The sequence below is a fragment of the Caballeronia ptereochthonis genome, assembly GCF_001545075.1.
GTDB classification, from domain to species: Bacteria; Pseudomonadota; Gammaproteobacteria; order Burkholderiales; family Burkholderiaceae; genus Caballeronia; species Caballeronia ptereochthonis.
Map to the genome: position 1 here is coordinate 1 of NZ_FCOB02000017.1, position 12,835 is coordinate 12,835.

The window sequence follows — 12,835 nt, forward strand, 5'->3', positions numbered from 1 at the left end:
GCGATGCGGCCCAGTAAGCGAAGGAAATTGAACTTGAAGGATCCTCTCGATGCGATATACGACAAGATCGAACGACTGAAGGCCGGCATTCGTGCAAAGGTCGAACATCCGTTTCGAATCCTCAAGCGACAGTTTGGTTATTTGAAGACGCGATACCGGGGGCTGGCGAAGAACACGGCTCAGATCACGACATTATTTGCGTTGGGCAATTTATGGATGATGCGCAAGGCGCTACGCAAAGCGTAAAAGACACCGGAGGTTGAACCCGCTCCCGCACTCTCGATGAGGGCACAAAGTGCGAGCCAATCGTCTCTGCCGTTGACGGACCGAGCCGGATAAAAAACTGCTCCAACGCCTACATGGTGCGCAGGCCTCTGAAACCGTGTTCTGCAGAGCGTCCTTAAAATCTACGATTGCCATTTTTGGATTATCCGCCGCGACATGGCCGCTTATATTCATATCTCCTTCTGAGCCGCAGTCAATCCGATTTCCGTATTGAGCAACAAAACAATACGCCCCTTTAATTCACCAGAACTGTCTTCGGTCAAGAATAGATCGGAAACTGAATACGGTTTATCCAATCCTGCGGAACTTTCAATTTTCTCCCATTTACCATTAAAGGGGGACAGCGCAGCAGAACATACCAACGGAATGCAGCAAGCCACAACGATGAACAATCTGCAAACACATGCGTTAGTCACCATCTCGACCCTCACATTGAGACAATCATCAACACGATTAAGCCATCCCTTTAAGAACACTATCTGATACTGATTTTTTACAGTAATGTTTGTATAGTACTGTCGCCGAAGATCTGCGATTTCGTTAAGTAACGTATCTTGGTCATCGATCTTATTTAATGCGTCTACAGTAGACTCACCCATGCCACCATCGACTTTGATGCCAGCGCCATGGTTATCATTGAGAAAATTCTGTATCTGCTTGGCGGCTCCGCCAGACGTAATCGTCCAATCGTAGATCATCAAAGCCACGCGCATATCAGTGAATTTGCAAAATCCTTTGGGCTCCCAATATCGCTTCAGATATATTTTCTCTGCTTGATCGCTTGTCAAGTTCTTTAAGTTCTCTAGCGTTGGCTCGATACCCAGATCCTCTTGCGCGTAGGCTTGCCAGGCATTCCATGCGATGCCATGGTTGGTAGGTCCACCCTTGTCATTCGCGTTATTCACGTACCCACCTTCGTGCTTGAGAATAACGGCTGATATCGACTTAAACTTTTCCGCACAATCACAGCTTCTTGCGAAATTCGCTCGAAGTGCAATCGGATGAATGTGGAAGACATCCGATGCAGGGAAGCCCGGCGCCGCTGCCTTCACCTCATCCCACCACGTGAGCGCCTCGATTCGCTTTTGCTCTTCCTCGTGCTGCTGCTTGGGGCCTGTTTGCTTCTCCAGCTCGACGATCAACTGCTTCCACTTCGACGGGTTCGCCCACTCGCTTTCGTGCTTGACGATCAACCGCGATGCCGCCTGCATCAGCCACGGATACGCGCCGCGCTCGGTCTGCGATAGCGTGCACAACTCGTCCGCCGCCTGTTTTGCCGTCACCCTTCTTGAACAGACGGTCGTATACCTTGAACATCAACGGGCTGATGTTCGCGTTTTATTTGCTATTGAGCATTTTTTCATCTGCTTTGCTGCAGCGCCGGATTGATTGTCCAGTCATATATCATCATTGCAGCGCGCATATGTAAATCCTAATTTGCGTTCTTTGTCTGCGACTCAACATCAAGCGCACTACACATTAGCCACATGTCTATTCGCTTGGCGCCTCCCGAATAATTTACTTCGCACCATCCAGCTGTAACTTTCTCAACTACCGCTCGATCTCCTGCGATCAAGTATTTTTTCGTCTTACTTTTAACGTTGGGCTCTTCGAACAGGTAGGATTTAAATTTCACCCGAACAGGAGTTTTGCTATCGTCAATCATAAGCGAAGCAAAAGGCGAATCTATTGCCTGCTGAACATCGTTCTTGGACATGTAAGGGAATCGGTATATTACCCTCTTTCCATCGGATAGCCAACTGTAATCAGCTCCAAACCAATCAGAGGCACGCTCATCTCGATGCAAGATATTCCCGGATGGGTAAAAAACAGAAACAGAGTAGAACTTGCCAGAAGAGTTTGGCTCCACAAGAGAGTTTCGCACCTCCATTGAATGGATTACGAATACCTGATCACGGTGATCGCGACCAACCTTCCTGGAAAAGGCGTCAACAATTACACCAGGGGTCTCGTCATAAAGCAGCCCTCGCCCTTCTGCCTTTGCCGGCACATTTCCATTGGCAATATAATACAAAGAAATCGAATCCGTACCGAGCGGCGCTCCAGTCTTGGGGTCGAGTGTCGGCTCTTGGACAAAGCAAATAGTTCCGTTCTTCATGATCAGTGGTTTATAACTCTGTTGGCCATGAAGGTCTGCACACGTACTTTTGGCGCATACTGAACTGCTTATAAGAATGATCGCCAGGAAAATTTTATTCTTAATCATCAGTGCACCCGGATGAATAATCTTGATTGAATATGGTGGAAATTTCTCTCTTGAACATCGTGCGCCTGAAGCTCGCGAAGGTCGCGGACCGTCTGCGCCGTCAGCACGACGTCGAGCTGACGTGCGACGAGTCGCTGATCGGTACGATGGCCGAGCTGTGTCTTGCTCGCGAATCCGGCGCGCGCAACGTCGATGCGTTCCTCAACCAGCACATCCTGCCGACGGTGTCGCGCGAGTTGCTGGTGCGCATGGCCAGCGGCGCCGCGCCCGCCAAGATCGCACTGTCGAGTTCGGCGGAGGGCAACCTGACGATCGATTTCGTCGACCGCGGCGAGCCGGTGGACGCCGCGGCGCCCGCGCCGGCCATCGCGTAGCGGAGCGACACCATGCCGGCCGGACCCTCTCTCTACGACATGCTGCTTGGCCAGATCGGTGGTGAGCCGCTTAGCGCGTATGACGACCGGACGCTCGAGTGTATGAGCGTGCAGCTGAACGTGCAGCGCATCCTGAACACGCGCGCGGGTGCGCTGAAGCACCTGCCTGACTACGGCCTGCCGGATCTGACCAACATCTACAAGGCATTGCCGGCGTCTGCCCACCTGCTCAAGGAGCAGATGGAGGCGACGCTGATCAAGTACGAGCCACGCATCCGGTCGATCGACGTCGAGATCCTCCAGAACGACGATCCCGGCGTGCTGGTGAGCTTCGAGATGACGTGCCATCTGAAGAAGGCCGGGTTGGTTCGGTTTGGCACGTACGTCGAACCACCCGGGCGCATGCACGTAAAACGACAACAGGCGAAATCCGGCGGGTAACAAGCGGTTGGGGCGCGTGCAGCCGGCATGGCGGTTTGCCTCGATTGAACAGCCGATCTGTATTGATGTTCAAAGATTCAAAGCGTCCCATCCTCCATCTGCCCCACCGCGCGCCCGTTTCCCGCATCGACCGTCAGGCTGTCCATGCGGTGCGCAAGGCGAACGGCCGCGCGGCACGCAGATGCGCGGCACGGCCGAGAAGATCACGGGCAGGATGCAGGCAAAGCTCGGCGCCGCAGTGGACGCGATGCGCCGTGTCAAGAAGTAGCCGCGCCTCAGAACCCCAGGTCGCTCAGGCCCGGATGGTCGTCGGGCCGGCGGCCGAGCGGCCAGTGATACTTGCGGTCCGATTCCTTGATCGGCAAATCGTTGATGGACGCGTGGCGGTGCGTCATCAGCCCCGCCTCGTTGAATTCCCAGTTCTCGTTGCCGTAGCTGCGATACCAGTTGCTGGCGTCGTCGTGCCATTCGTACGCGAAGCGCACCGCGATACGGTTGCCCTTGTACGCCCATAGCTCCTTGATGAGCCGATAGTCGAGCTCGCGCGCCCACTTGCGGCGCAGGAACGCGACCACTTCCGCGCGGCCGTTCGCAAACTCCGCGCGATTGCGCCAGCGCGTGTCTTCGCTATAGGCAAGCGACACACGCTCGGGCTCGCGCGTGTTCCACGCGTCCTCCGCGAGACGAACCTTCAGCCTGGCCGATTCTTCATCGAACGGCGGGAATGGCGGCTTGCTTTCCATGGCGAATCCTCTTTGACGTGGGTAATGACGGACGAAGTAGACAGACTTGTCTACTCGACGCACTCTAGCGCAGGTAGACGAACCTGTCTACAATCGGCTGCATGAAACCTGCAGCTTCCCCAGTCGAAATCGCGGACCTCTTGCCGGAGGCGCGCATCCTGCACACCGCTCACGATCTCTTCTATCGCGACGGCATTCGCGCGACGGGCATCGATCGCGTGATCGCCGAGTCGGGCGTCGCGAAGAAGACCTTCTATCGCTATTTTCCGAGCAAGGACGATCTGATCGTCGCGTTTCTGGATCATCGCCACCAAGTCTGGATGGCGTGGTTTTGCGACGCCCTGCAGCGCCATGGCGGCACGCTCTCGGCGCTCGTGCCGGCGCTGGCGGAATGGTTCGGCAGCGACGCCTATCGCGGATGCGCGTTCATCAACTCGGTCGTGGAAGTCGGCGGCACGCTGCCGCAGGCGGTGGACATTTCACGACGTCACAAGCGCGACATGACCGCGGCGATCCGCGCGCTCATGCCGGCTTCGCGCACATCGAAGGCCGACGCGCAGGCGCTCGCGCTCGCGGTCGATGGCGCCATCGTCGCGGCGCAATTCGCGCCCTCGCCCGCGGAGGCGCTGAAGGCGCTCGCGCGCGTGGTGCGCGCGTTCCGGAACGGCGCGAGCGCGAGCGCGAAGTGAGCGCCGCTACCTGGGCGCGGTTCCTGGCGCGCAGCAAAGCATCGAGGTCATCGATTCGATGTCGGCCGTGCTCAGGGTGGCGACGTCGGCCTTGAGTTGCAGGAGCGCGACGATTGCGCTGTAGCGCGATCGCAAGAGGTCGCGCTTCGCCGTGTAGAGCGTATCGATGGCGCGCAGGACATCGGCGCTCGCGCGGCTGCCGACCTTGTAGCCGACTTCCGTCGCGTGAAGCGCGTCGCCCGCCGTCGCGACGAGACGCGATAGCGAATCGGTTTTCATGCGCTCGCGCACGTATTGCGCATAGTTGTCGCGTGCCGACGCTTCGGCTTGCACCGACGCCGCCACGAAGCCCTGCTCCGCCTTGTCCTCCAGTGCGAGCGACTGCCTGACTCGCGCCTGAATCTCGCCGCCCGAGAAGAGCGGGATCTGCACCTGCAACATGCCGACGGTCGTCGTCGTGGGACGCGAGTAGCCTCCCGCTGCGCCCGCCGGCGAATAGCTGCCCGTCACGCTGACGACGGGATAACCCGCCGAACGCGCCTTGGCCGAATCGAGTCTGGCAATCTCCCAGCCGAGTTGCTTCGACTGCACGCCGTAACCGCTGGTCCTTGCCTGCTCCGCCCAGACCTCTTCGCCCTCCGCCAGACCTGGCAGCGTCATGCCGGGCGGCAGTGCGGCAAGCGTCGAAAACGCGCGCCCGGTGACTTGCTGCACGGCGCGACGCTTGATGCCCAGATTCTGCTGCGCGTCCATCAACTGCAATTGAGCCTGTTCGCGCGCGGTCGCCATCTCCTGCTCGTCGATCAGCGTCGCCTCGCCCGCCGCCCGCTTGCGGCGGACCTGATCGCGCTGGACATCGATGGCTTTCGAATATTCCTGCGAGCGCTTCACTTCGTCTTCCGCGGCAAGTTCGTCGAAGTACGCGCGCACCGCCCGGAGGATCGACGTCTGCCGGGCGCCCGCAAAATCGACGGCGCCCTGCGCCACGACGAAATCCGCCTGGCGATAGGCCGTCCACTTGCTCCAGTCGAAGAGCGGTTGAGACACGTTGACCATCCAGCCGCTCTGCCAGTAGTCCTGCCTCGGAAAACCATCCATGTCGATGCGGTTGTACGCGCGTCCCCAGCCGCCCGTGATCTGCGGCAGCAATGCCGCGCGCGCTATCGGCACGGACAGCTTCGCCGCCTCGTAGCTGGCGCGCGCCTGCGCGAGTTCCGCGTCGTAGTCGAGCGCTTGCTGGACAATGGCGACGAGATCGTCGGCGCGCGCGACGTGCGCGTATCCCATGGTGCACGCCAGCACCCATGCGGCCAGCGTTCGCTTAAGCATGGAGCGCATCCTGCGTCGACACCGCTTGCGAACTGCCTTCGCGCACGAGCGCTCCGTCTTCGAAGCGATAGTGAATGTCGAACCACGATGCAAGCGACATATCGTGCGTGATGACCACCACGGTTCGATCCAGACCGCGCAACAGCGCTGCGATACGCTGGACGGAAGCCGGGTCGAGGTTCGAGGTCGGCTCGTCGAGCAGCAGCACTTCCCGCTGCTGGTAGAGCGCGCGCGCGAGCAGGAGCCGCTGCCGCTGACCGGCGGAAATGTTCGCGATGGTGTCGCTGATCACGGTGCGCGTGCGCATCGGCAGGCGCATGATGTCCTGGAGCAGGCCGACGTCGTTCAATATCTCGTGGATGCGGTCTTCGTCCGCCTGTCCCGCGAACAGCGTGACGTTATCGGCAATCGAGCCGTGCAGAATGATGTCGCCCTGGCGCATGTGCGCCTGGTGGCGGCGGATTTCATCGACGGCGAGGTTCGGCCATGCGATCCCGTTCAGCGCGATATGTCCTTCCTGCAGCGGTTCGGCCGCGGACAGCAGTTTGAACAGCGTGGATTTGCCGCTTCCCGACGGCCCGGTGATGACGATCTTGTCGCCTTTGCGGATATCGACGCTTGCATGCCTCAGAACGGGCTGATCGGAGATGCCGTAGCTGAACGTGACGTCGCTCACTTCGATGCGTTCGAAATGACGCACTTCCGTGGCGCGCTGCGAGTCGGTCAGCGGCGTATAGCGCTCGTTTTCGCTTTCGACGATGTCGTCGACGCGCGCGGTGGGCACGCTCAACATGAAATACTGGAACATCGCGTTGATGGCGCTGGCCAGCCGCTCGGACATCAGCGACTTGTAGATCAGGAATGAATAGAACACGCCGACGGACACCTTGCCGCCCAGCATGAGGCGCGCGGCCATCCACGTAATGATGATAGTGTCCGCATAATTGACGAGCTTGAGTATCGCGTCGCGCGCGCAGGTCAGACGGCTGCTTTGAAGCAGCGCCGCCGCATAGGCCTTGAACAGCGTCATGTAGATCGCCGTGCGCCGCGTTTCGCCTTGCGCGAGCTTGAGCAGTGACGCGGCGCGAATCGTCTCGATCATCGAGTCGTCGCAGCGTGCGGAAGTTTCCAGCACGAGCGCATGGGTATCGCGCATCGCCGGGAACATGCTCAGCGCGACGATCACATAGAGCGCGAACACCGCCAGCGCGACGGCCGTGAGCTGCCGGCTCTGAATCAGCATCAGCACGAGCGCGAGCGCACCTACGGTCAGATCGATATACAGCGAGATCGAGGTGCGCGTGGAATAGGCGCTGATTTCATCCTGTGCCTTCACGCGTGCGAACACGTCGCCGACATGACGCTTCTCGAACCACGACATCGGATTGCGCAGCAGGTGTGCCACGAGGCCTTCGGTGGAGTTGATCTGCGCCACGCCGTAAAGCAGTTCGGTCAGATACTTCTGGACGTATTCGCTCAACGCGCCCAACAGAAAAATGCTGGCAAACGTAATGACGAGCACGTTCAGGAGGTTGCGATTGTCCGCGGCGACGACGTAATCGAGCACGAGATTGCCGAAGTACGGCATCGCCAGGATTGCGAACTGACTGCCCAGCGCAACGAAAAGTACTTTGCCGATCTGCCCTTTCAGCAGCGGATTGAGCGTCCGAACGCGCCTGAGCGCTGCCGGCACCCGCGACTTCGCGCGTATGCGAGGCATCTGCGGCGTTGGCGCGAATTCCAGCAGAAACCCCGATACGGCGGCGCGGAACGTGTCCATCGACACGCGCCGCCGGCCCGTCGCAGGGTCGATGATGCTGATATAGCCGCGGCTGACCTTCTCGAACACGACGAAGTGCGCTCCGCCGAAATGCAGGATCGAGCCCTTCTTGACCTCAGACAGATGAGACGGGTCAAAACGATAAGCTTGTACCGCCAGGCCGAAATCGACGGCCACGTCGTACAAGTCCATCAATGTCAGGCCATTGGCTGAAATCGGCTTATAGGCCGACAGCTCCCGCACCTCGGTGGCCCGGCCCACGTGCGACAGCACCATCGCCAGACAGGCGTATCCGCACTCGGCGACTTCATTCTGATAGATAACTCGCAACTTCAACCCCTCAGCATTCGGAACAGCGGCGCCAGCACCCACTCGGCGATCGTTCTGCGCTCGACGACGATGCTCGCCGTCGCGCGCATGCCCGGCAGGATCGCGAAGCGTTGCCCCTCGAAATCGAACGTATTGCCGCGCAATGTCGCCCAGGCCAGATAGTCGCCGTCGGCCTCCTTCGGGCCGGCCGTTTCTTCGGACGGGTCGGGCGCGCCGGGCGTGCCGGGCGGACTCGGCGGGCTCGCGGGAAGGACGGTCGTGCCCGAGATCGAGTCGATGCGCGCCTCATAGGTGCCGAATTTGGCATAGGGAAACGCGTCGAATTTGAGCCTGACGATCTGGCCTTCCCGCACAAAACCTCGGCGGCGGGATGGAATGCTCAATGCCGCCCGCAGCGGCCCCTCATTTTTTGTCGCGATGACCAATGCAACGTCGTTCGCAGTCAGCATGCGGCCCGCGACGAGCCCCGAGAACGTGACCACACCGCCCTTTGGCGCGGATACGGTCGTGTCCTGCCGCTCCTGTTCGAACCGTGCGCGAACATCCTGAACATCGCGTGCGTGGCGCGCGTCCAGTTCGCGCAGCTGCGCGTCGAGTTCCGCTTGCGCGCTCTTCGATGTGCCGATTTCTCCGGCCAGTTGCTGACGCCGCGCGACACTCTGCGCCACCGTCACCTTGCTCTGGTGCACGTCGGCGCGCGCCTGCTCGATCTTGTCGGCCGTGACGTATTCCGATACCGAGCTCAGGCGCGACAACCGTTGCTGGAATTCGTCGACCAGCTGACTGCCCTGCGCGATCTGACCATCCAGTGCGGCAAGCTCCGCGCGACGGCTGGCCTCCGTCAAGCGCGCGGATTCGACCCGCGCATTCAACTGAACCCGGCGCTCACTGTATTGCTCGTCGATAGCCCGGATCTGGTCGTCGCGCATCTGCTCGTCGAAGACCTGGCGGCGTAATCCGCTGGTCGTCAGCGAAAAGTCCCGTTGCAGCCGGAACAGCGGCGTGCCCGGCTCGACATGCTCGGATGGTCGAACGTAGATGGACGATACCAGCCCTGATAACCCCTGAATCTTCACTTCCGCCGGCGACACGATCTCGCCCGAGACGTCCTGCTTGAGTTCGATCTGGTGGCCAAGGGCAAAACCCAGCGCGGCGATAGTGATGACCGAGGTCGCATAGGCAATCCAGCGCCAGGGCACATCCTTGAATTGAGGAAGATCGGTCGGTTGCATAAACAGAATGAACTACGCCGGCCGATGGCGAATCGTGCGTTCCACGATTGCCGATGGCCTGGGCGCGTGAATGCTTGATCGGTTGATCGGCTTACCTGGCGGGAGCGAACGCGTACATCGCGGGATGTCCCGCGGGGAGCCACTGTTGATAGTTGTCCGTCAGCGCGATCTGAATGTAGTCGGCAAGCCGTTGAGGCGCGTCGCACGCCGACAAGCGAACGGGCTCGAAAATGCGTGCATTGAAGCGCCCTTGCTCGAAGCGGAGATAGAACGGCAGCATGAGCGCATCGAAGCGCTCGCCCATCCTGAATATGCCGTTATGAACACGCGCGTTCCTCCCGAACATGGAGACACTGACCGTTTCCATCGGATAGCGATGCATCGTGAATGGCGGAACATCCGCGAACAGGACCGCGACACCATCCCGTTTCAGCGAGCGGGCAACGCGCACACCCAGACCGCCACGGTTTTCGTCGCCATAGGTGTAGAGCACCTTGATGCCCGGAATGAGCGCGTGATCGTCGCCGTACTGGTTCTGCGGCACACCCGACACCACTGACATCGACTCGAGACCCAGCAACTGCGAGATCCTCTCGACGATGTAAATGTTCGCGTATTGCGAAACATAGTGGAACGGCGAGATGAAGACGGGTTGGCGAGGCGCCGCGCGCTTCAACGCTGCGACTCTCGACGTCAGCTCTTCGGCGATGGCATCCATGTCAGGCCATGCTTCCTGCTTTCGAATGTCACGGCCGAAGTAGATACGCTGATCGATCAGCTTCTCCAGTTGCCCGCCAATTCGCGATCGATCTGATCTCGACGGTGGAAGCTCGAGTACGTCTCGTCCAATCTCCGCCCTGATATTTCCGCTTGCCCGGAAACCGGCGTCGAATACACTCCGAACATGCCAGGTGATTGCCGCAGCCCGTTCAAGCATCGATCGAGGAATTCGACCCAGCACAGCCCGGCGCACATGGAAATTCGTCCGCGCAACCCACATTCGAACCATTGAATGCACCGCAACCATTTCAAATGACAACCGCCTAACGAATGAGGGCGGATCTTTCGACCCACCCTCCTGTCGGCTATGGCCGACGATCAACCACCGCGCCTCTATTACTTGTTGACATAGATGATGATGGTGGTCGTGCTACTCGACCGGCTCGACTTATTGCAGCCACCAGCGACTTCTGACTTGATCAGCTCATTGCGTGCGATTTTCTGCATGATTCCAGACGTCTGCCAAATGAAGTAAGACTTTCTAAACGCCGAGCAGCGCCCCATATTCCTTGAAACATATGGGGCGCTGCAGGACCGGTTACTGCGACAGCTTGATGGTGATGGTCGTCGTCGAGCTGGACGAACTTCCCTTGGCGCAGCCGCCCGCTACTTGAGCCTGAACCAAAGCGTTACGATCGATCTTTTGCATAATAACCCCTTATTGAAAAGTAAAACTAACGATATTGCATCTGGTCGAGATAAGCGGCCCGATCACTCACACTACATCGTTAGCGAGACGCATTATAATTCTATTTTTTATTTTTAAATAAACAGCACTTCTGAATTTACAAAAGTTGAAGATTTTTCTTCTTTCTATGAGTCGGTTCGATATCCGAACATACATTCTATAAATGCAAATTCCATTACGCCTTGCTTGCACTTCGGATGACGCCCTCGCCGCGGAAACATTTCAGTAATGCAAGGCGATGACGGACACTTCGATAACTCACCACTCGAAGTTAGGCACTGCATTTCGAGCCGTCAAGAGCTGCGATCTACTTCGTAAAACCCTCGACAGAAACTGAAACACAAAACGTTATCGCCGCCGGTTCGCTGCGCCCAGGCTCAACTCTGCTACCAATTGCGTCAGTTCGCGGATCTTATCCGATTTCAGGAAGTCCCCGCCTGCATTTGAATGGCCAGAAAGTGACTGATCGTGGATCACTATGGGGTAGTATGCAGCGGAGCGCGTCGGCTGGTACGCAAGCAGGCAATAGCAGCTATATTGCAACGTCAGGGATCCGTGGATCGCTCAGCGCCATTCATGCGGGAGACGACGCCAGACGCTTGCGTTATGGCTAGTGGTGTATTCATGCGTCGTTCAGACGCGAGTACTCGCAGTAAGCAACAACCGGGTCTACCGGCTGTATGCCGAGTGAACAACTGCAATTGCACTTACGGAAGCCGAACGGCACAAAATACTCACCACGCCGTCAGTGTTACCCGACTGCGCGACCCGATGAGGCTTGGGGCTCGGATTGTGTTGCGAATCAGTTGACTATCGGGACATGCCGGTGCGCCGTCACCGCTGCGGCTGTCTTCCGTTGCGAACCGATCCCGTTAAAGTTGACCAGCACCTTCGTGCGGAGAATGCAGTGTCGGTGCTCAACCGGCACGTGGTCAATACCGCCGTCGTGCACTGAGACCGCCAAGGAAACCGAAGCAGTTCTAAAAATACCTCAAAGGCTGGAAACAGATCCAACCTTTGAGGCAAACTCAATTCGAGTAGCCGCCTTATAACTATAAGGACTTAAGCATACGAAATAGAAAAGACCGCTTTCGGATTACTACTCGAGCTGCTGGCCGTGATCTTTACCGTCGTGGTTGTGGTGCTAGTCGAACTCTTACCGCTACCACCCGACACTTGAGACTGAAAGAGAGCCTGACGATCGATCTTTTGCAACATATCACCTTTTATTCAAGTTTCGAGTAAGTGATCGCGGCGCCCTACCCGCCTCCCCATGTACTCGATACACGATCAACCTGCCCTCGTGTATCGACTTCATAAAGCGATGGATAAGCGCGATCACGACGATATGTTACCCAGCCTCATCAAATATTCAATGCTTAATTTTCCTAAATATCCTGTTATCTGTCAGTTATAGGTGAAGTTGACTGTAGCTGTTGCCGCCACAGCCCCGGCGGTCATCGTACCCAGCTTATAGAACTGCGCAACCATCGGAATGGTCATTTTGTTCGTAGCGTCGACAACACCCAACGCCAGTGCGCTACCAAGGGTAATCGGCGTTCCCGTGGTGTCGCCGACGGAGGCTGCCTTGAGCAACTGAACGCCAACCTTGGCCGCGTCTCCGGTGTTCTTCAACACACTGGCAACGGTATCAGTCGTACCGTTGACGGTCATCGAGACGTTGGTACCAGCGACACAGTTTTCCAGATCGATTTTAAAACTCGTTGGATTCGCGGTGGTTGCTGTAAAGTCAGTAATCTTGATTGATTTAAGATCGATATCCTGCTTGACCGAATCCGAATTCACCGTGCATGTGGGAAGAATGATCGTCCCACTGAAGTTCAACGTAGCGTCTGCGGCAAATGCCGACGCTGGCCCAACCAGCGCAATAGCCGTCAGCAAAAATCTGATCTTCTTCATTTGATTATCCTTGGGTT

At 57.8% G+C, this 12,835-nt stretch carries 11 protein-coding genes and 1 pseudogene; 4 read left to right on the forward strand and 8 right to left on the reverse strand.

Annotated features, from left to right (window positions below; genetic code table 11):
- Positions 1 to 246, forward strand: a 246-nt coding sequence (locus AWB83_RS18515) for a transposase (protein WP_244197790.1), incomplete at its 5' end; no start/stop codon positions are given.
- A 209-nt stretch (positions 247 to 455) separates the two neighbouring features.
- On the opposite strand, the gene AWB83_RS18520 is transcribed toward AWB83_RS18515, so the two are convergent.
- Both AWB83_RS18520 and AWB83_RS36140 read right to left on the reverse strand, forming a co-directional pair.
- Positions 456 to 1,568 (reverse strand): glycoside hydrolase family 108 protein, encoded by a 1,113-nt coding sequence (locus tag AWB83_RS18520; RefSeq protein ID WP_208636772.1) that lies wholly within the window; start codon positions 1,566 to 1,568, stop codon positions 456 to 458.
- A gap of 149 nt (positions 1,569 to 1,717) precedes the next feature.
- Positions 1,718 to 2,512 (reverse strand): hypothetical protein, encoded by a 795-nt coding sequence (locus AWB83_RS36140; RefSeq protein ID WP_143750076.1) that lies wholly within the window; start codon positions 2,510 to 2,512, stop codon positions 1,718 to 1,720.
- 44 nt (positions 2,513 to 2,556) lie between these two features.
- Between AWB83_RS36140 and AWB83_RS18530 the strand changes: the two are divergent.
- Both AWB83_RS18530 and tssE read left to right on the forward strand, forming a co-directional pair.
- Positions 2,557 to 2,886 (forward strand): annotated as a pseudogene (locus AWB83_RS18530) (ClpB D2-like domain containing protein); the annotation flags it as partial.
- Positions 2,887 to 2,898: 12 nt separating this feature from the next.
- On the forward strand, positions 2,899 to 3,327 hold the full coding sequence (gene tssE / locus AWB83_RS18535) for a type VI secretion system baseplate subunit TssE (protein ID WP_087047081.1): 429 nt from the start codon (positions 2,899 to 2,901) through the stop codon (positions 3,325 to 3,327).
- A 275-nt stretch (positions 3,328 to 3,602) separates the two neighbouring features.
- On the opposite strand, the gene AWB83_RS18540 is transcribed toward tssE, so the two are convergent.
- On the reverse strand, positions 3,603 to 4,070 hold the full coding sequence (locus AWB83_RS18540) for a nuclear transport factor 2 family protein (protein WP_087047082.1): 468 nt from the start codon (positions 4,068 to 4,070) through the stop codon (positions 3,603 to 3,605).
- 101 nt (positions 4,071 to 4,171) lie between these two features.
- Here AWB83_RS18540 and AWB83_RS18545 point away from each other — a divergent pair, with 101 nt between their 5' ends.
- Positions 4,172 to 4,759 carry a TetR/AcrR family transcriptional regulator gene (locus tag AWB83_RS18545; RefSeq protein ID WP_087047083.1) on the forward strand — a complete coding sequence of 196 codons (588 nt, stop codon included), beginning with the start codon at positions 4,172 to 4,174 and terminating at the stop codon, positions 4,757 to 4,759.
- Between the two features lie 6 nt (positions 4,760 to 4,765).
- Here AWB83_RS18545 and AWB83_RS18550 read toward each other — a convergent pair whose 3' ends face one another.
- The 5 genes from AWB83_RS18550 to AWB83_RS18570 all read right to left on the reverse strand — a co-directional run bounded on the left by AWB83_RS18550 (position 4,766) and on the right by AWB83_RS18570 (position 12,818).
- Entirely contained in the window at positions 4,766 to 6,088 is a 1,323-nt protein-coding gene (locus AWB83_RS18550; RefSeq protein ID WP_087047216.1) for a TolC family protein, read from the reverse strand.
- Positions 6,081 to 8,198, reverse strand: coding sequence for a peptidase domain-containing ABC transporter (locus AWB83_RS18555; protein ID WP_087047215.1), 2,118 nt, complete (start codon positions 8,196 to 8,198; stop codon positions 6,081 to 6,083). The genes AWB83_RS18550 and AWB83_RS18555 overlap by 8 nt, the downstream gene beginning before the upstream one ends.
- Before the next feature lie 2 nt (positions 8,199 to 8,200).
- On the reverse strand, positions 8,201 to 9,430 hold the full coding sequence (locus tag AWB83_RS18560; protein WP_087047084.1) for an HlyD family secretion protein: 1,230 nt from the start codon (positions 9,428 to 9,430) through the stop codon (positions 8,201 to 8,203).
- A 91-nt stretch (positions 9,431 to 9,521) separates the two neighbouring features.
- Positions 9,522 to 10,439, reverse strand: a complete 918-nt coding sequence (locus AWB83_RS18565; RefSeq protein WP_244197791.1) for a hypothetical protein — start codon at positions 10,437 to 10,439, stop codon at positions 9,522 to 9,524.
- 1,866 nt (positions 10,440 to 12,305) lie between these two features.
- A complete protein-coding gene (locus AWB83_RS18570) occupies positions 12,306 to 12,818 on the reverse strand; it encodes a fimbrial protein (RefSeq protein WP_087047086.1) in 513 nt (170 codons plus the stop codon).
- Between the last annotated feature and the right edge of the window lie 17 nt (positions 12,819 to 12,835).

Coding starts and splice junctions, on each gene's coding strand:
- AWB83_RS36140 (WP_143750076.1), bottom strand. CDS start 2,512: ATGATTAAGAATAAAATTTTCCTGGCGATCATTCTTATAAGCAGTTCA.
- tssE (WP_087047081.1), top strand. CDS start 2,899: ATGCCGGCCGGACCCTCTCTCTACGACATGCTGCTTGGCCAGATCGGT.
- AWB83_RS18540 (WP_087047082.1), bottom strand. CDS start 4,070: ATGGAAAGCAAGCCGCCATTCCCGCCGTTCGATGAAGAATCGGCCAGG.
- AWB83_RS18545 (WP_087047083.1), top strand. CDS start 4,172: ATGAAACCTGCAGCTTCCCCAGTCGAAATCGCGGACCTCTTGCCGGAG.
- AWB83_RS18550 (WP_087047216.1), bottom strand. CDS start 6,088: ATGCTTAAGCGAACGCTGGCCGCATGGGTGCTGGCGTGCACCATGGGA.
- AWB83_RS18560 (WP_087047084.1), bottom strand. CDS start 9,430: ATGCAACCGACCGATCTTCCTCAATTCAAGGATGTGCCCTGGCGCTGG.
- AWB83_RS18565 (WP_244197791.1), bottom strand. CDS start 10,439: ATGGTTCGAATGTGGGTTGCGCGGACGAATTTCCATGTGCGCCGGGCT.
- AWB83_RS18570 (WP_087047086.1), bottom strand. CDS start 12,818: ATGAAGAAGATCAGATTTTTGCTGACGGCTATTGCGCTGGTTGGGCCA.